The organism is Thermodesulfobacteriota bacterium (assembly GCA_040758155.1).
GTDB lineage: Bacteria > Desulfobacterota > Deferrimicrobia > Deferrimicrobiales > Deferrimicrobiaceae > UBA2219.
This window is the reverse complement of record JBFLWB010000008.1, coordinates 22952-39365: the sequence shown is the minus strand read 5'-3', so window position 1 is coordinate 39365 and position 16414 is coordinate 22952. Positions and strand designations below refer to the sequence as shown.

Sequence of the window (16414 nt, the reverse complement as noted above, 5' to 3'; positions counted from 1 at the left end):
TTGAAGGTCCTCGCGGCGATCGGCGCGTTCCTCCTCGCCTTCGGGCTGCTCCTCGGGATCGCGCCGGCGGGCTACACGCGGATCGAACTGACGGGAGGGGCCGACGACCGGCCCCTCCTCTCCTCCGTCATCGCGGACGGGGAGCGGGTGACTCTCTCCTGGCGCAATTCCCAATTCGGGCTCAAGGTCACGGAGGGCTTCCACGGGGAAAGCGGCGTCCTGGTGCAGGACCGGGTCACCTTCGCCCGACCGGACGGCTCCCCGCCGCCGCGCGTCTCCCCCCGGGACGTCGACGACCTTTACCACACCGGCGGGCCGTTCGACGCGCAGGGGCTCTCCCGGCCGTTCATCCGGATCGTTTACCGCATCGGGGAGGTCGGCGATCCGAAGCTGCAGGTGCGGGACCGGATCGTCGAATTGAAGCGGGAGGCGGGATTCGGAGGGCAGGTGGTCCTCACGGCGACCCGCCCCGCCCTTTTTGAAATCCTCCGGAATCGGATCGGACGGGACGGATGAAAACGGACATCGTCGTCGTCGGGGCGGGAATCGTCGGGCTCGCCACGGCCCTGCAATTGAAAAAGATGCGTCCCGGACTGCGGGTGCTGGTCGTGGAGAAGGAGGGGCGCGTCGCCGCCCACCAGACGGGAAACAACAGCGGCGTCATCCACAGCGGAATCTACTACAAGCCCGGAAGCCTCAAGGCCCGGACCTGCCGGGAGGGATACCGCATGCTCCTCGATTTCTGCCGGGAGCGCGGGATCCCGTTCGAGCTCTGCGGGAAGATCATCGTGGCCACCTCGGAGTCCGAGCTCCAGGCGCTCGACAATATCTACCGGAGAGGGATCGGGAACGGCCTCGAAGGGCTGCGGTACCTCGGCCCCGGCGAGATCCGGGCCATCGAGCCGCATGCCGCCGGGATCAGGGGGATCCTCGTCCCCCAGACGGGGATCGTCGACTTCAAGGCGGTGGCGGAGAAATACGCCGAGGCGTTCGCCGCGCTCGGCGGCGAAGTCCGGCTGAACACGAAAGTGACCGGAGTGAAGGGAGGCCGACCCTTCGTGCGCGTCGAGGCGGGCGGCGAGACGTTCGAGGCCTCGGCGATCGTGAACTGCGCCGGCCTCTACTGCGACAAGGTCGCGGCCCACACCGTCCCCGACCTGGACATGCGGATCGTCCCGTTCCGGGGCGAATACTACTCCCTGAAAACGGAACGGCGTTTCCTGGTCCGGAACCTGATCTATCCCGTCCCGGACCCGAACTTCCCGTTCCTCGGGGTGCATTTCACGCGACGCATCGACGGGGGGATCGAGGCCGGGCCGAACGCGGTGCTCGCCTGCCGGAGGGAAGGATACGGGAAGTGGCAGATCAGCATCCCCGAGCTCGTAGAGACGCTGACGTGGAAAGGATTCCTCATCGTGGCCGGGAAATACTGGCGGACCGGCCTGGGAGAGATGGTCCGCTCCTTCAGCAAATCGAAATTCACCGAAGCGCTGCAGAAGCTGATCCCCGAGATCCGCGTCGCCGACCTGGCGGCCGGCGGGGCGGGTGTCCGGGCGCAGGCGTGCGGCAGGGACGGCGGGCTGCTGGACGACTTCCACATCCGGGAGCTTCCCGGGCAGGTCCACGTGCTCAACGCCCCCAGCCCGGCGGCCACCGGCTCCCTCGCCATCGGAAAAACCGTCGCGGAGCTGGCCCTGAAGCAGCTTTGAATCGATACCAACTATTACTTGCCGGCAAGAAATCGCCCGGAATCGAAACTCCCCCGCAAGGCATCACACACGGCAGAACGGATTCCGTACATTTATCCCTTTCGAGCCCGCGGTACTCCCGGGGGCCGGATCCCGACCCGGGAATGGAGGGTGGAGAAATGTCGAGATCTGCGAAGGAAGCACACGGGGACGTCTGCCTTCTCTTCCTTTTGCACCCCAACGGAAACCTGCCGGGACCCTGCTGCCCCGAAGAGTGCAGCGCGTGGTCCTGGGACGGCGTCGGAGCGGACAAGAAGCGTGAGGGCCACTGCATCCTGGCAGGCAGGGCAACGGATTTCCGCCCGGCGGAAAGGAAAGCGAGTTAGTATCTCCCGCGGAAGCGCTCCCGCGAGGGAAGGATCTCCAGGCAGGTCGTCCACCAACCCGTCTCCACCGTTTCCACGAACGGCTCGACGATCCGCTCCGCCCGCATCTCGGCCGCGAGGCGTCCGTGGTCGTACGACAAGGGGATGAAGCTCGCATCGGGCTCCCCGGCCGACAGGTCCAGCACGGCGTACCAGACGTGGGTGTTGCCGTCGTTCGCGGGGCGCCCGATCGCCCCCACGTTGACCACCAGCCGGCCGCCGGGCAGGCGGCGCTTCCAGGGGATGCCCGTGTGCGTCACGGCGAGGACGTCGCACCCCGCCTCGTCGAGCAGCCGGGCAAGAAACGGATCGGGGGACAGCGACTCCCACAAAAACTCGTTCTGCCGCCGCGGTGAACCGTGGCACAGGAGGATCCGCTCTCCCCTGGGACCGCGGAGGCGGATCGTTTCCGGAAGCGACGCCAGGTAATCCTTGTTCCGGTCCGACGTGTTCCGGAACGTGTAGGCGTAGGACAGGGCCGCGTACCGGTTGTCCCGCGGATCGGTGTAGCCGCACGCGCAGTCCCCCCGGCGCAAGCCCACGGATCGGTCGTAGTTCCCCTGGACGATCGGGATGCCGGCCTCCCTCAGGATCCCGACGGAAAGGTCGGGATGGGGACCGAAGGCGCCTACGTCGCCGAGGCAAAAGATCCCGCCGGCGCGGGACGGCGCGTCGTCCAGGATGGCGGCCAGGGCAAGGTGGTTGTTGTAGACCCCCCCGAAAAGCGCCACGCGCCCGGAAACTTCGCATTCGGCCATCGGCTACCCCTCCCTGGCCGCCGTCGCGGCGTTCGCGCACACGGCGCCGTGCCGAATGCAGGTGGAGCAGGCGCCGTAGGCGAGGGGGAAGGGCCGGCAGGAAGCCGCGAGATCGTCTCCCATGCGCGCGTCCGGCTCGTTCACGAGGATCGGGCAGGCCCAGATCCCCCGGGACGTGGCAATCCTCGCCGTGGAGCACAGGAGCCGCTCCGGGCCCAGGAGATCCAGCATCTCCGCGGCGGCGCGTTCCTCCTCCCCGTACCCGCCGGACCGCTCCCTCTCCCGCCCGGTGCGGAAAACGGGTAGAAACTTCACCCGGGGCTTCCGGAATCCCCTCGAACGCAGCAGGCGGTCGAACGCCTCCAGCGCCTCCGGCGCGCTCCCCTCCTCGCCCCACGCCGCGGTAACGATGGGGAGGAAACCCGCTTCCTCCAGGCGCGCGACCCCGGACAGCGCCCGCTCGAAGCTGCCCTTCCCCCGGATCCGGTCGTTCGCTTCCTCCGAGGGCGCATCCAGCGAAACCCGGATCTCGAGCGAGTAGAGCGAGTCCCGGGCGACGGCGGAGAGCCGCTCCACGACCTGTCCGGTCAGCAGCGTCCCGTTGGTCAGGATCGTCGCCGGGAACCTTTTCAGCGCGTCGCCGGCGATTTCCGCCATGTCCGGGAGGAGGAACGGCTCCCCCCCCGTGAAGACCACGTCCCTCACACCCGACGCTTCCGCCGCGTCGAGGAGGGTCCGCACGTCCTCGCGCGAGAGCGGCGGCATCTCCCGGTTCCCCGGGCCGGACTCGTTGAAGCAGTGGACGCACCGGAGATTGCAGGAGGACCCGGCCACCTGGATCCAGAGGGAGTCGAGCGACAGAAACGGGCAGTTCGGAACGGTCATCCCTCCTCCTTGACCGGAGCCGGTTGGAGCCACGCCCCCAGCAGGTACACGGCGAAACAGAGGGAGATCCCGAGGAGGTTCACCCACAACAGGTTACCGTACTTCCCGCTCCCGATGCTCCCGTCGAACCATTTCAGGCTGAGGCCCAGGCCGAAGAGCAGCCCCAGGAGGACGCTCGCATGGTAGGAGAACGCCCCGGCCCTGCGCCACCCGGACAGCAGGAACACGGGGGTCAGGCCTATGACCATCGTGCCGCTCACGGTGGTGGCCGACAGGATGGCGGGCTTCGCGTAGAGCATCAGGTTTCCGAAGAGCCCCAGGACGACCATCGAGCCCCTCGCGAGGACGACCTTGTCCACCTTCCATCCCGGCAGCACCTCGAACGAGATCAGCTTTCCGATGGAGGTGAAGGTGGAGTCGATCGTGGAGCAGCCGCTGGTCAGCATCATCAGGTTCATGAGGAAAAGGAGCGGAAGGCCGAAGGCCGACGCCGTGTCGAAGGTGGAGTTCCCTCCGATCCCCTCGACCCGGTTGTAGATCCCCACGAAACTGAACAGAAGGATGAACAGCACGCCGAGCACCCCCGCCGTCGCGAACGATCGGAGCATTTTCCGGGGCTCGGTGATGAAGGCCCGGTCGGTCATCACCGGATCGTGGAACGGATACGAAAAGATCTGGAGCAGCGCGACGAGGATCAGATCCACCCCGCCGGCAAGCGTCCATGTCCCGCTGAGGACCATCTCCCGCGGCTTCCCGCTCGGGAAAATGTAGGCCAGGATGAGGAACAGGATGACCGCGGCCATCAGCATCTGCACGGTGTCCGTCACGATGCTGCTGCGCAGCCCCCCCTTCATCACGTACGCGAGAACCAAGGCGGTAATGGACCAGGAGGCGACGTAGTACGCCGCGCTCTCCCTCGGCCCGAAATACTGCGCCATGACGATGTTGTTGCTCCAGATCTCGTTCCAGAGTCGGAACAGCAGGATCAGGGAGAAAAGCCAGATGGCGCCCGTGCCGTACCGGTCCCCCAGGTAATGGTGGATGCTGCGGAATCCCGCTTTCCGGAGGCGGTACAGCACCGCCCCGGCGACGAAGAAGGAGAGCCAGTAGGCGGCGTACGCCGTGCCGCCCGGCAGACCGAAATTCTGCCCGAGGTCCGCGGCGTTCTGGACGGACTTCGCGAAGATCCAGGAGATGAGGACGCTCGAAGTGAGGAAAAAGCCGCTGGCCTCCCGCCCGGCGGCGTCCTTTCCTCCGAAGAACTGCTCCGCAGGGTCCTTGCCCGCGGCCCGCGGCGATATCGCGTACATGGCGATCCCGAAGGCCGCGAGGATCCCCCAGTTCATCCAGTGCGAAACCATCGGCGCCTCCCCGTTATCCATTTAACGCATCTTCGGTCATCGCGTCGAGTTCCCCCCCGTTACAGGATCGACAACCCGACCCTGTCCCTGCGCTTCTTCACGGCCTTGAGAAGGGTGGGAAGGAGGGAAAACAGTCCGAGCAGCGCGAACGATCCGAGCACGCGCGGGCCGGCGACCTGGCTTACGGATTCGATGGCCGCGAGGCTTGCCCCGGCGTTCACGAACACGAAGCTCCCCGGCATGATCCCGAACAGCGTGCCGAAGGCATAGGTGCGCAGCGGCAGGCCGGTGACGCCGCACGCCAGGTTCACCAGGAAGAACGGGAAGGCCGGGACCAATCGAAGGAAGAGCAGGTAGGAGAGGCCGCTTTCCCTTAAGCCCCGGTCGATTCCCTCCATCCGCCCTCCGAACTTCCTGACGACCCGGTCGCGCAGCAGGGTCCTGCTGACGAGGAACGCGAGGACGGCCCCGATCGTGGCGGCCGACACGACGAAGATCGTCCCCTGCAGGACCCCGAAGATCGCGCCTGCGGCAAGGGACAGGACGGCCGCCCCCGGCAGGGAGAAAGTCGTCTGGACGATGTAGATCAGCACGAAGACGGCGGGAAAGAGCAGGGCGTGCGAAGCGCGCAGCGCCTCCAGGCTCCCCCGTTGCTCCTTCAGGTTCTCCAGGGTCAGGTACCGCCCGAGATCCAGGAAGAAATATCCCGCCGCGACCGCGGCGAAGGCGGCCAGGATGCCGATTTTCTTCGCGTTCATCCGGCCTCTCCTTCCGGCGCGCACGCACTCCCTTTGAGATCGAAGAGAAACCGCAGGATCTTCTTTGTCCGTTCGGAGAACAGCTTTTCGGAGTAGTACGACCCGGCGGCCTTCTTCGAAATCTCGGCCAGGGTCGGGTATGCGTGGACCGCGCCCGCCAGGGTAGAAAGCTTCACCCGCCCGTTGACCGCCGCGATCCATTCATGGATCAGCTCGCCGGCATGATGCCCGGCGATCTGGCAGCCCAGCAGAGCTCCCGAGGGAGAAATCAGCACCTTGATCTTGCCTTCCTCCTCTCCTTCCGCCAGAGCCCGGTCGATCTCGCGGAAAGGCGTCGTCAGGACCCGGTACTCCACCCCCGCGGCATTTGCCCGCTTCTCGTTCATGCCGATGCTGGCCACTTCGGGGTCCGTATACGTGCACCACGGGACCTGTGTATAATCCGCCTTCCGCGGGAAGCGGAGTACGGCGTTGGAAAGAGCGATGCCGGCCTCGTACCCCGCCACGTGGGTGAAGGGGAACACCCCGTTCACGTCTCCGCACGAGTAGATGTGCGGCACATTGGTACGCATCCGGGAGTCGGCGGGAACCCCCCGCAGAGAATATTCGACGCCAGCCGCTCCCAGACCCAGCCCCTCCACATTGGGTTTCCGCCCCGCAGCGACCAGCAGAACGTCCCCCTCGATGGTCCAGGGCTCCCCTTCCCCCTTTGCGGGTGCGACCCGCAGCCGGACGCCGGAATTCACCGTCTCTGCCTTCACGGCCTTCGTGCCGGTGAGGATCTTCACCCCCTCGGCTTCGAGGCGGCTCCGCACGATCGAAGCGATATCCGGGTCCTCGGGCCCCAGGATCTGGTCCATGAACTCGATGACGGTGACCCGCGAGCCGAGGCGGCGGAACGCCTGCGCCATCTCCACGCCGATCGGACCGCCGCCGAGAACCACCAGGCGGCCCGGCAGCTCCTTTCGAGAGAAGACGGTTTCGTTGGTCCAGTATGGCACGTCCGACAGGCCGTCCACCGGCGGGAGGGCCGGGCCCGATCCGGTCGCCACGATCCACGCGCGGGCGGTCAGGCGGGCGCCGTCCACTGCCACGGTGTGGTCATCCGCGAATCGCGGCTCCCCGAACCGCACATCCGCTCCAAGCCTGCAGAACCGCTCCGGGGAGTCGTGCTCCTGGATCCTGTCGATCACCGAACGAACGCGGGCCATGACGGCGGCCAGGTCCACCGGCGGCAGCTCGATATCGGGAAGCCCGAACTCCTTCGCCCGGCGTGCGAGGGCCCAGACCCCCGCCGAGCGGATCAGCGTCTTGGAAGGCACGCACCCGAAATGGAGGCAATCGCCCCCCAGCCTCGACGCCTTTTCGACGAGGACCGTCTTCGCGCCGAACTGCGCGGCTCCGGCGGCGGCCGTCAATCCCGCCGCGCCACCTCCGAGAATCCCGAGGTCGAAATCGTATGCCGCCATGGAGTCCCCCTTTCGAGTCCCGTTTGCCTATCAGTCGGGGGGCCTCCCGATTCCTTACCTCCCCGCGGCTTTTTTCGCCACGCGGTCGTTGAATTTCGCGAAGTCGACCGCGAACCGCTCGTGGGTCCCCTTCCCGATCACCTCGACGTCATCCTTTGCCTCGATCTCCCAGACCGTGCGCCGCCCCTCCACGCCGATGCAACGGACATGGACCGTCACCGTCATCCCAGGCGGGGTGGCCGCGGTGTGCGTCATGTTGACGAGCGTCCCGACGCTCCCCTCCCCCGGCTCCATGTGCGGCGCCATCGCATCCATGCACGCCCACTCCATCAGGCCGACCATGAAACCGGTGGCGAACACTTTCGGCATACCCCGGAACGCCTCCGACTCGGGGTAAAGGTACGGGACCGTCCTGTTTTCCGGGACACGATACGTGTGCACGTGCTCCAGACCGGCCTTCAACGTCTCCTTCATGGGCTCCTCCTCAGAAACGGATTCCCGATATTCCACCGTTGAAGTATCGCCCGGACGCATCAGGGAAAACGGGGTTTGATCGATATACATTACAGGAAACAAATACAATACTCATAATACAGGCGGCTGTCGGCCGATTCCGGCCGCGGGGAGGCAGGATGATGGACCAGGCGAAGGATCGGATGCTCGAAGAGATCAATGCCTTGAAGGATGAAAACCGGCGGCTGAAGGAAGCGCTGGAGTGGGCCGCGGAGGAGATGCAGGTCGGCAACACCCGGTGGTACGAGAGCAGCGAGCCGGGCGAGAAATATTACGACTGGTTCGTGCGGGAGCTGCGGCTCCGCGCGGGGATCGAGGGACCGAAACCTTGACCGGAGGATGGCGCGCATGGACCCGATCGGCCGTTCCCTTCTGCAGCTCGTCCAGGATTCCCCGGACGCCGTCCTCGTCGCCGACCGCGAGGGGATCATACGCTATTGGAATGCCGCGGCCGAACGGATCTTCGGTTGGACCGCCGGGGAGGCGATCGGCCAATCCCTCGACCTGATCATCCCGGAGAAGCAGCGCAGCCGCCATTGGGAGGGGTACCATCGCGTGATGGCGACCGGCGAAACGAAGTACAAGACCGGCCTGCTGTCGGCGCCGGGGGTCCGCAAGGACGGAAGCAGGGTCTCTCTCGAATTCAGCATGGTGATGCTCCGCGACGAGGCGGGAGCGATGCAGGGCTGCGGCTCCATCCTGCGGGACGTGACCGAACGCCGGCTTCAGGAGAAGGAGCTCAGGGCCCGGCTGGCGGCCTGCGAGGGCGATAAATAGCCTCCACCCGCATCGATCCCGGCACGTAATCCGCAAGGAGATAGGCATCGGGAATCGCGGTCCTGTTGCCGTCCCGAAGTTGCGCGTAATGCGGCGACATGATCTCGACCCCTGCCTCGTTGAAGGCGTCCTGGATATTCCGGTGCAGGTCGGAGTGGATATTCACCATCTCCCGGGGCTCGCTCGTGTATGCGTTCAGCTCGTACGTCACGTAGAAATCGTTGAGGGCCGTCTGGAGGACGAACGGCTTCGGCTCCTGGAGGATCCGCTCCGTCTTCTTCGCCGCCTCGATCAGGAGCTCGTGGACCGTCCGCCATGGGGCATCGTATCCGATGGTGACGGCGGTATGCAGGATGAGCCCCTCCTCCTTCGCCCGGGCGCTGTAGTTCACGATATGGGCGTTCAGGGCCAGCGAATCGGGTATGGTGACATCTTCGTTCTTGATGGTCCGGATGTGGGTCACCAGGAGCGATTTGGCGATGACGTCGCCCACGGTGTCCCCGATCCGCACCCGCGGTCCCCTACATGGAACGCCCGCATGCAGGTCAGGCTCAAGCCCGCCATGACGTTCGCGATCGCGGAGGTGGAGCCGAGGGAGAAGAGGATTCCGAGGAAGATCGAGACCCCCTTGAACGCCTCGGACCTGGAGCCGGGGATGTACGGGAAGGCGACGATCAACGCGAAGGCGAGGATGACGAAGCGCACGATCTTGAACGTGGGAATCGCCCAGTCGGCGTAGAACCCGGGGAAGACGATCCGTCCCCTCCCCACCTCGACGAATATGAGGCGGGCGAGCCTGATCACATACCTCGTGACGAATCCGATGACCGCAAGGAAGAACAGGTCGGGCAGGGCGGCCAGGAATGCGGCGCCGATGATCCGCAGGGGGTCGAGGATATAACCGATGATCGATTCGGAGATCCCGCGCGTCCGGGGGAAGACGCTCAGGACGAAAAGCAGCCAGACGTACAGGATGACGACGGTCGCGATGACGCGGATCCATCGGGCCAGCGCCACAAGTCCCCCGACGAGGCGGGTCGCCTGGAGAAGTTCGTACGATCCGATCCGGACGGACCGGATCCGCCTCCCGCCCCACTCCCGGATACCGGAGTAAATGCGCGGAAAGAACTTGTGGAACAGGAACAGGATGAGGAGCAGCACCCCGGTCGCACCGGCCGCGGAAACGGCCCCCGGCAGAAGGCTGTCGAATATCCCGCGCCATCCCATGAGACACCTCCCTTCGGAAGATCAGGCTACATTATAATCGGGCCATGAAAAGCCGACCGGCGTCATGCAGTTCCTGATCATCTTCTCCGTCGCATTCCTCGCCTCGATGCTCAGCTCCATGAGCGGCGCCGGGGCGGCGATCCTGACGACCCCCGTCTGGCTGTCCCTCGGCTTCCCGCTCCCGGCGGTGATCGCCTCCAACCAGCTCAACGGCGCGGCATGGACCCCGATCGCCGCCCGAAATTACCTGAAAGGAAAGGACGTGGACTGGGCGCTGATCCGGATCATGGTCCTTGTCGGGCTGGCGGGAGCGCTGGTCGGGACGACCATTGTGCGCGGCGCGGACGCCGCGCTCCTGAAGCGCGCGATCGGCGTCATCATCGTCGCGCTGGTCCTGATCGTCGCATTCAACCCCTCGCTGGGGCGTACGGAAAGCGGCTCGATCCTCTCGCGCCGCCAGACCGGCCTGCTGGCCTTTCCCATCGGAGCGTACGAATCGTTCTTCGGATCGGGAAACGGCCTGTTCACCTCCATCCTTCTCGCCAAGACCCGCGGGATGCCGCTGCTCACCGCCCTCGGCTCGTATTACGCGATCGCCTTCTTCCTGAACAGCTTCGCCGTGGCCGTCTACAGCGCGGCCGGGCACGCCGACGCGCGTTTGATGGTCCCGTCCACCGCGGGCTCGGTCATGGGGGCGTACGTGGGATCCCGCATCGGGCGGGGAAAAGGATTCGGGCTGGTGCGGGCGATGTTCCTGACCGTGGGAGGGGCGCTGGGGATGAAGCTGGCGCTCGGATGACCCTGCCGGAAATTTTTCATTTCCCCTAAATCATTTCCCCTTCCCGTTCGTCCTATGTGTGTAGCGGATGATTGCCTGGACCAATTAAGGACAAGAAGGGAGGATGGAAATGAAGTCATTTATCGCAGGTTTGCTTGCGGTTTCATTCCTTTTCGCAGGGTGCGCGTCCTCGGGCCCAAAGGAAGGGGCGGGAACGGTCATCGGCGGCGTCAGCGGCGCCGTGATCGGGTCCAGGTTCGGCGGCGGCTCCGGAAGGATCGTCGGCACGGCGATCGGGGCCGTCGCGGGGGCATTGATCGGCCAGGAGATCGGAAGGTCGCTGGACCGGGCGGACCAGTTGGAGATGCAAAGAACCGCCCAGTATTCCCTGGAAAACTCCCGGTCGGGCGAAACCAGGGCCTGGCGGAACCCCGACAGCGGGAACTCCGGGACCATCACGCCGCAGCGGACCTACAAGACGGAACAAGGAGAGTACTGCCGCGAATACCAGCAGACTGTCCTGATCGGTGGAGAGGAACGCCAGGCGTACGGCACCGCATGCCGTCAGCCGGACGGCACCTGGAAGATCGTCAAGTGATGAAACTCCCTTTCATGGCCCGAACCTAATTTGCAGGACCCGAAAGGGCATAAACATCGTACACGTGAAACGGAGGGGATGAAAATGGCGGAACCCCCGGAGGAGTGGACTCCGAAAGAACCGTTCCGGCAGTGGCTGAACAGGCAGATCGGGATCCTTGCCGTGGTGCTCCTGGTCGTGGGAGCCAGTGTCTATATGGATCGGCAAAGTCAGAATCAGGGAGTCGCTCCGACCGCTTTCATCGAAGAAATGCAGCCGTCGAACCCCGTGGAAACGGGCGCGATACCTTCAATGGTGATGGAGGAACCCTGGATGCGGGAGTACGGCCACGACTGAAACAAGGGGCTGCGGCATTCGCCGCAGCCCCTCCTCGTTACAGGCTCCTCAGAAACTCCACTAACGCCGCCTGCTCGTCGACGGTCAGATCTAAGGGGATGGGATCGCCGACGGTTGACAGCACCGCGACGACTTCCGCCAGGGTGGACAGGCTGTGGTTGTGCAGGTAGGGTGCGGAGCGGGAAACCCCGCGCAGACTCGGGACCTTGATGCCGCCCGCCAGGTCGCCGGGAGTGGCGCCGAGAGTGAAGGTGAAAAGCCTCTGCTGCGAATCGGTCAGGTCGGCGGTGTTATGGCAGACGCTGCAGTTGGCCCTGCCATGGAAGAGCTTGAAGCCCTGCTCCGCCTGCGCTTCGTTGAAGGCGCCCGGGGCCGCGCCGGACAGACTGCGCATCCAGGTCTGCAGGTCGAGCAGCTTCTGGGTGTCGATGTCGTTCCCCGGCTGACCCGTCTCGGCGGCCACCAGCCTGTCGATCAATGTCTGCGGGGGGACGATTCGAAGGGCCGGCGGCAGGTTGCCCCCGGCGACGCCGAAGGCGCCGTTGGCGTGCATCACGAGGTCGTAGACCGCCTCGGCCTGGCTGGCCAAGGCGTTCCCGCCGACGAAGAGCCCGTCATAACCGAAGAGGTAACCTTGTCCCTCCAGGTCGAGGAAGTTCCAGAGCGGAGGATTGCCCGTGGGATTGTCGACCCCGTCGTCGAGCGGGTTGTCAGGGAGGGCGCGGATGTCGAAGCGGCCCGGGCCCCAGCCGTTGAGCAGGTCGATGGTCGCCTGGCCGGCAGCCTGGACGAAGGGGGTGGCGGCGAGGATGGCGCCGGCGTTCATGGCGACGTTGGGCCTGCCGTCGACCTCCAGCGGTCCGATGGGCAGCGCCGTCGGGCCGGCGGTCAGCGCGAAGGTGGTCGGGGTCACGTTCTGATGGCATAGGGCGCAGGTGATGCCGGCGCCGGTCAACTGGTCGGGATTCGCCGCATTATCGAAGACCCCCTTGACGCCGACGACCGCCCCGGCCTTGAGGAGGGCGCGGGTGGTGGCGGGGTCGGCCAGGGCGGCGTCTTTGGCCGCATTATCGGCGCCGGTCATGACCGCAACGATTTCGGCGGGGACCTTGGCCAGATCGATCTGGACGCCGAAACCCACCGCATCGGTCGGGAGGAGATTGTTCAGCACCGTGTGCAGGCCGAGCACTCCGCCGAAGAAGCTTTCGTTGCCGAAGGTTTCGTTCATGAAGACGTCGAAGCCCGCGGCGACGCCGGGACCGGTGGCAGTCTGCGGGGTACGGTGCATCACCCGGAACGTGCCGTTGGGGTCGGCTACCAGTGCGACGACCGTGCTGTTGGAGGAACGGAAAAAGTTGGCCGGCAGTCTTTCCCAGGCGGTTCCCGAGAGCCTGGCGATCTCGCCGAGCTGGGGATGGACCGGCGCCGGGCTGGCGGCCAGTTCCAGGACGATCCCCGCGCCGAAAGTCAGCGGAGCGCCGCTGAGGCTGGTCAGGGAGACCGCAAACGCGGAACTGCCCGGGGTCTGGTCGGCGCCGGGGACCGTCGTAGAGAGGAGCGGCGTGACCCTCAGCCGGGCATCCGCGCTGAGCGCCCCGGCGGGAACGATCAGCGTGATAAGGGGGTTGGTCGTGTTGTCGGTGAACGTCCCCCCTCCGGCCGCCGTAACCTGGGTCTGGATAACCGGTTGAGCCGCGGGAGTGGTGTTGTTGCCGCCACAGGCGGCCAGCAACAAGGCGAGCGCCGCCCCACCGAGCGCAACGGCCGGCCGCTTCCCGAAATATTCCCGTATAGCCGGCTTCATTTCGCCTCTCCCTCCATTTTCGCCTGGACGGATTCGCTGACCCGGCACGTCCGACAGACCGTGGAGACCCCCAGGAGATTGTAGAGGGGACACCAGCCGATCGCCCCGGTCAGGAGCGGGATGACGCCGAGATACCCCCAGGCATGGCCGCCGACGAGCCCCTGGTAGAGCAGGATCAGTCCCACAGATATCCGGACAAGCCGGTCCAATGTTCCGACTTCGCGCTTCATGGTGAACCTCCTTATTTGTGTTTCCTTCTTGATGCAACTATAGGGGAGCGCGCTTCGGCATGTCCGTGACATAGTCACACACGCTTTCCGCCGTCCGTACGGGGTGGAATAATGGGATGGAAAGGGAGGCGTGATGATCATGAAGATGGGAGCGATGGAAGAGTTCGTCTCCATCTTCCCCCGGTTCCGCCGGGATGAGGAGCTCGTGGGGGAAATCCTGGCCCATGCCCGCCGCCAGGCCTTCACGCCCGCCGCCCATCTCTACCTGGAAGGGGATGCCTGTTCCGGCATCGCCTTTCTTCTGGCCGGGGAGGTCAGGGTCTACCGGTGCGGAGGAAGCGGCCGGGAGATCACCCTGTACGAAATCGTGCCGGGCGAGACCTGCATCCTGAACGCCTCATGCATCCTCGGGAACAACGCCTATCCGGCCAACGCCATAACCGTCAGTGCCGGGGAAATGCTCCTCCTTCCGGCACATGAGTTCCGTCGCCTGCTCGGACGCTACGAAGCCATGCGTTCCTTCGTCTATTCCCTTCTGAGCCGGCGGCTGACCGAGGTCATGGAACTGGTGCAGGAAGTGGCCTTCGGCCGCATGGACGAGCGGCTGTGGGACTACCTGATCGAGAAGTCGGGCGACGGCATCCTCCATGCCACCCACCAGAAGATCGCCAACGACCTGGGCACCTCCCGGGAGGTCGTCAGCCGCCTGCTGAAGGACATGGAGCGGGAGGGGCGGATTTCGCTGGCGCGGAACGTCGTGAGGCTGCTGAAGGCGTAGGGCATCTGCGATAGCGGCGGTCTCCCGCGGGCATCCATGCGCGCATTTCTCCCCGCATGGTTTCCGAGCGGGGGTTGATCGTGTACCCTATTTGGGGTACATTGGTCGGAAGAGACGCGCGGGAGGTGGAACACGATGGGAAAAACCGCGATCATCCGGGCGCGGACGGAACCGAAGATCAAGGCCGACGCGGAGCGGGTCTTCCGGAAGCTCGGGATGACCAGCACGGAGGCGATCACCCTCTTCTACGCCCAGGTCGGGCTGCGGAAGGGGCTGCCCTTCCCGGTCGAAATCCCGAACGCCACGACGCGAAAGACCCTCGAGAAGACCGACCGGGGCGAAGACCTGCATGAGTACCCGAGCCTGGACGACTTCTTCAAGAAGATGGGCGCGTGATGCGGGCGTTCCGGACCACCGGGCGCTTCGAAAAAGACTTCAAGCTATCCATAAAGCGAGGGAAAGACGTTTCGAAGCTTCGAGCGGTCATGCGGGCGCTGGTTCAGGAAGTACCGCTCGATCCGAGGCTTCGAGACCACGCATTGAAAGGTGAATTCGCAGAGCGCCGCGAATGTCACATCGAACCGGATTGGCTGCTTATCTACAAACTTGAACCGGGCGTTGTCGTCTTCGAGCGGACAGGAACGCATTCGGACTTGTTTGAGTAGATCCGGCTTCCGAGGGATCGGCCGACGCGCCGACAAGCGGCGCTCCAACTATCGCTTCCCGGAACCCTCTTGCAGGACCGCCTTCAGGAGGCAGCAGGAGGCACGATATTACTGATGGGCCCTGAGGATTCGGCTACTTCGGTCGGGACCTCCCTGTCCCTCCCTGCGTAGCAATGATGGTCTCCAGCAAACCCGGAGCGATTCAATACACTATTAATTCTTGCACATCGCTTGCAGTTCCAGGCTGAACTCCACATCCGTGAAGGTGATCATTGATCCCTTAACTCCGAAGTTGCAGGGAGCCCAACTGACTGCGCAGGTGTAATCGCCGGCGACAGACCAGTCGCTGCGGAATGTGTAGTTCTTGTTCTTTTCACACCCGCTCTGGATCTTTGAGTATTGACCGATGTTCATTCGCCAGAGGCCGCTGCTCGTGCAGCCCTCGCGATCTGCCCACTTGGACGGGTTCGGATTCCACCGGAACTGCCGGAAGTAGACGCGCTCCGAAACGGCGATCGTGGTGTCCGCGTCCATCTGACCCTGGCCAACCATGACAGGCACTGTGGTGATGAATGCCATCCAGGGTCCTTCCTTAGGTCTCTCGACCGTTTTGTTGAACTTGTACCATAACTCGCCAGCGGTACCTGGAAGTCCGGCGACCAGGAACTCGGCCTGCCGCGTCGAGGCGCCTTGCGCATTGGTTGCCTCAAGAACGGCCTTGTAAAAGCCCGGCGCGTATGCAGATACATCGACAATGTGCATACCTTTGCTCGAACTGCTGACCGCTTGGGAGAAGACGGTTCCCCCGTCTTTTTTCGCGACCGAGAGCGTTACCGACGTGCTATTTGTGACCTCCCAGTCGACACCCAGCTTATCCTGTCCGCATAAAATATCGTAAGTGACAAAGAAGCGGTCTATCGAAGGCGTGCCTGGCGGACAGCTTGGTGCACTTAGAACAAATATCATCAGCAGCAAAATTCCGAATCCAGGTACATGCGAGCGAGTACGCATGGTCCGTCCCTCCTGTTAAGGCAATCGCCGATATAGTTCGGTTGCCTGAAGGTTGCCGAATGCCTGACAGCTTTTTGGTTGGTTAATTCGGGGCGGACTTATATAGAAATATACGGATATTCGATCCCTCTCCTCTTCGCATGTCAACGGATATATTTCATGGAACGGAAAGAGCAATAAGACAAGATTTTCATGTATTTCTGGTCAAGTCTGATTTATCGCCGCATGTTCGAAGTCACGCGAACTCATCAATTCGAGGTGGTAGTGCCGGGGTACCCGCCGGGGGAGCCTCGCGCCTCCGTTCGGGCTTTTCTTCCTTGTTCGGTCGGCAGAGACACCAAATTCCGTGGCCA

20 protein-coding genes and 2 pseudogenes are annotated in these 16414 nt (G+C 64.4%); 11 read left to right on the top strand and 11 right to left on the bottom strand.

Going from position 1 to position 16414, the window contains the following annotated elements:
• Entirely contained in the window at positions 1-516 is a 516-nt protein-coding gene (locus AB1346_00750; GenBank protein ID MEW6718955.1) for a hypothetical protein, read from the top strand.
• A complete protein-coding gene (gene lhgO / locus AB1346_00745) occupies positions 513-1709 on the top strand; it encodes an L-2-hydroxyglutarate oxidase (protein MEW6718954.1) in 1197 nt (398 codons plus the stop codon). Before AB1346_00750 ends, lhgO begins: the two co-directional genes overlap by 4 nt.
• Positions 1710-2070: 361 nt before the next feature.
• On the opposite strand, the gene AB1346_00740 is transcribed toward lhgO, so the two are convergent.
• Both AB1346_00740 and AB1346_00735 read right to left on the bottom strand, forming a co-directional pair.
• The gene (locus tag AB1346_00740; GenBank protein MEW6718953.1) at positions 2071-2871 is read right to left on the bottom strand and encodes a metallophosphoesterase family protein; all 801 of its coding nucleotides are present in this window, start codon (positions 2869-2871) and stop codon (positions 2071-2073) included.
• A gap of 3 nt (positions 2872-2874) precedes the next feature.
• Positions 2875-3756, bottom strand: a complete 882-nt coding sequence (locus tag AB1346_00735; GenBank protein ID MEW6718952.1) for a radical SAM protein — start codon at positions 3754-3756, stop codon at positions 2875-2877.
• Between the two features lie 652 nt (positions 3757-4408).
• On the opposite strand from AB1346_00735, the pseudogene AB1346_00730 reads away from it, so the two are divergent.
• Positions 4409-4489: pseudogene (locus AB1346_00730) on the top strand (hypothetical protein).
• A 49-nt stretch (positions 4490-4538) separates the two neighbouring features.
• On the opposite strand, the pseudogene AB1346_00725 reads toward AB1346_00730, so the two are convergent.
• The 4 genes and pseudogenes from AB1346_00725 to AB1346_00710 form a co-directional block, all read right to left on the bottom strand.
• Positions 4539-5066: pseudogene (locus AB1346_00725) on the bottom strand (sodium:solute symporter).
• Between the two features lie 110 nt (positions 5067-5176).
• Positions 5177-5875, bottom strand: a complete 699-nt coding sequence (locus AB1346_00720) for a TVP38/TMEM64 family protein (protein MEW6718951.1) — start codon at positions 5873-5875, stop codon at positions 5177-5179.
• Positions 5872-7344 (bottom strand): FAD-dependent oxidoreductase, encoded by a 1473-nt coding sequence (locus AB1346_00715; protein ID MEW6718950.1) that lies wholly within the window; start codon positions 7342-7344, stop codon positions 5872-5874. Before AB1346_00715 ends, AB1346_00720 begins: the two co-directional genes overlap by 4 nt.
• A 54-nt stretch (positions 7345-7398) precedes the next feature.
• Positions 7399-7818 carry a thioesterase family protein gene (locus AB1346_00710; protein ID MEW6718949.1) on the bottom strand — a complete coding sequence of 140 codons (420 nt, stop codon included), beginning with the start codon at positions 7816-7818 and terminating at the stop codon, positions 7399-7401.
• A gap of 158 nt (positions 7819-7976) precedes the next feature.
• On the opposite strand from AB1346_00710, the gene AB1346_00705 reads away from it, so the two are divergent.
• Positions 7977-8189, top strand: coding sequence for a hypothetical protein (locus AB1346_00705; GenBank protein ID MEW6718948.1), 213 nt, complete (start codon positions 7977-7979; stop codon positions 8187-8189).
• A gap of 16 nt (positions 8190-8205) precedes the next feature.
• Positions 8206-8634, top strand: coding sequence for a PAS domain S-box protein (locus AB1346_00700; GenBank protein MEW6718947.1), 429 nt, complete (start codon positions 8206-8208; stop codon positions 8632-8634).
• Here AB1346_00700 and AB1346_00695 read toward each other — a convergent pair.
• Together AB1346_00695 and AB1346_00690 are read right to left on the bottom strand one after the other, a co-directional pair.
• Positions 8597-9145 carry a mechanosensitive ion channel domain-containing protein gene (locus AB1346_00695; GenBank protein ID MEW6718946.1) on the bottom strand — a complete coding sequence of 183 codons (549 nt, stop codon included), beginning with the start codon at positions 9143-9145 and terminating at the stop codon, positions 8597-8599. The two genes, AB1346_00700 and AB1346_00695, sit on opposite strands and share 38 nt — an antisense overlap.
• A complete protein-coding gene (locus tag AB1346_00690; GenBank protein MEW6718945.1) occupies positions 9094-9861 on the bottom strand; it encodes a hypothetical protein in 768 nt (255 codons plus the stop codon). Before AB1346_00690 ends, AB1346_00695 begins: the two co-directional genes overlap by 52 nt.
• A gap of 64 nt (positions 9862-9925) precedes the next feature.
• On the opposite strand from AB1346_00690, the gene AB1346_00685 reads away from it, so the two are divergent.
• The 3 genes from AB1346_00685 to AB1346_00675 all read left to right on the top strand — a co-directional run bounded on the left by AB1346_00685 (position 9926) and on the right by AB1346_00675 (position 11573).
• Positions 9926-10660: a sulfite exporter TauE/SafE family protein gene (locus AB1346_00685; protein MEW6718944.1), complete on the top strand. Its 735-nt coding sequence runs from the start codon at positions 9926-9928 to the stop codon at positions 10658-10660.
• Positions 10661-10769: 109 nt separating this feature from the next.
• On the top strand, positions 10770-11237 hold the full coding sequence (locus AB1346_00680; protein ID MEW6718943.1) for an RT0821/Lpp0805 family surface protein: 468 nt from the start codon (positions 10770-10772) through the stop codon (positions 11235-11237).
• A gap of 84 nt (positions 11238-11321) precedes the next feature.
• Entirely contained in the window at positions 11322-11573 is a 252-nt protein-coding gene (locus AB1346_00675; protein MEW6718942.1) for a hypothetical protein, read from the top strand.
• Positions 11574-11610: 37 nt separating this feature from the next.
• Here the strand turns inward: AB1346_00675 and AB1346_00670 are convergent, their stop codons facing one another.
• Both AB1346_00670 and AB1346_00665 read right to left on the bottom strand, forming a co-directional pair.
• A complete protein-coding gene (locus AB1346_00670; GenBank protein MEW6718941.1) occupies positions 11611-13377 on the bottom strand; it encodes a hypothetical protein in 1767 nt (588 codons plus the stop codon).
• Positions 13374-13607, bottom strand: coding sequence for a DUF2892 domain-containing protein (locus tag AB1346_00665; GenBank protein ID MEW6718940.1), 234 nt, complete (start codon positions 13605-13607; stop codon positions 13374-13376). Before AB1346_00665 ends, AB1346_00670 begins: the two co-directional genes overlap by 4 nt.
• A gap of 133 nt (positions 13608-13740) precedes the next feature.
• On the opposite strand from AB1346_00665, the gene AB1346_00660 reads away from it, so the two are divergent.
• The 3 genes from AB1346_00660 to AB1346_00650 all read left to right on the top strand — a co-directional run bounded on the left by AB1346_00660 (position 13741) and on the right by AB1346_00650 (position 15050).
• Positions 13741-14385, top strand: coding sequence for a Crp/Fnr family transcriptional regulator (locus AB1346_00660; protein MEW6718939.1), 645 nt, complete (start codon positions 13741-13743; stop codon positions 14383-14385).
• Positions 14386-14520: 135 nt separating this feature from the next.
• Entirely contained in the window at positions 14521-14781 is a 261-nt protein-coding gene (locus tag AB1346_00655) for a type II toxin-antitoxin system RelB/DinJ family antitoxin (GenBank protein ID MEW6718938.1), read from the top strand.
• Entirely contained in the window at positions 14781-15050 is a 270-nt protein-coding gene (locus tag AB1346_00650; protein ID MEW6718937.1) for a type II toxin-antitoxin system YafQ family toxin, read from the top strand. Before AB1346_00655 ends, AB1346_00650 begins: the two co-directional genes overlap by 1 nt.
• 213 nt (positions 15051-15263) lie before the next feature.
• Here the strand turns inward: AB1346_00650 and AB1346_00645 are convergent, their stop codons facing one another.
• Complete coding sequence (locus AB1346_00645) at positions 15264-16061, bottom strand: hypothetical protein (protein ID MEW6718936.1); 798 nt, start codon at positions 16059-16061, stop codon at positions 15264-15266.
• Between the last annotated feature and the right edge of the window lie 353 nt (positions 16062-16414).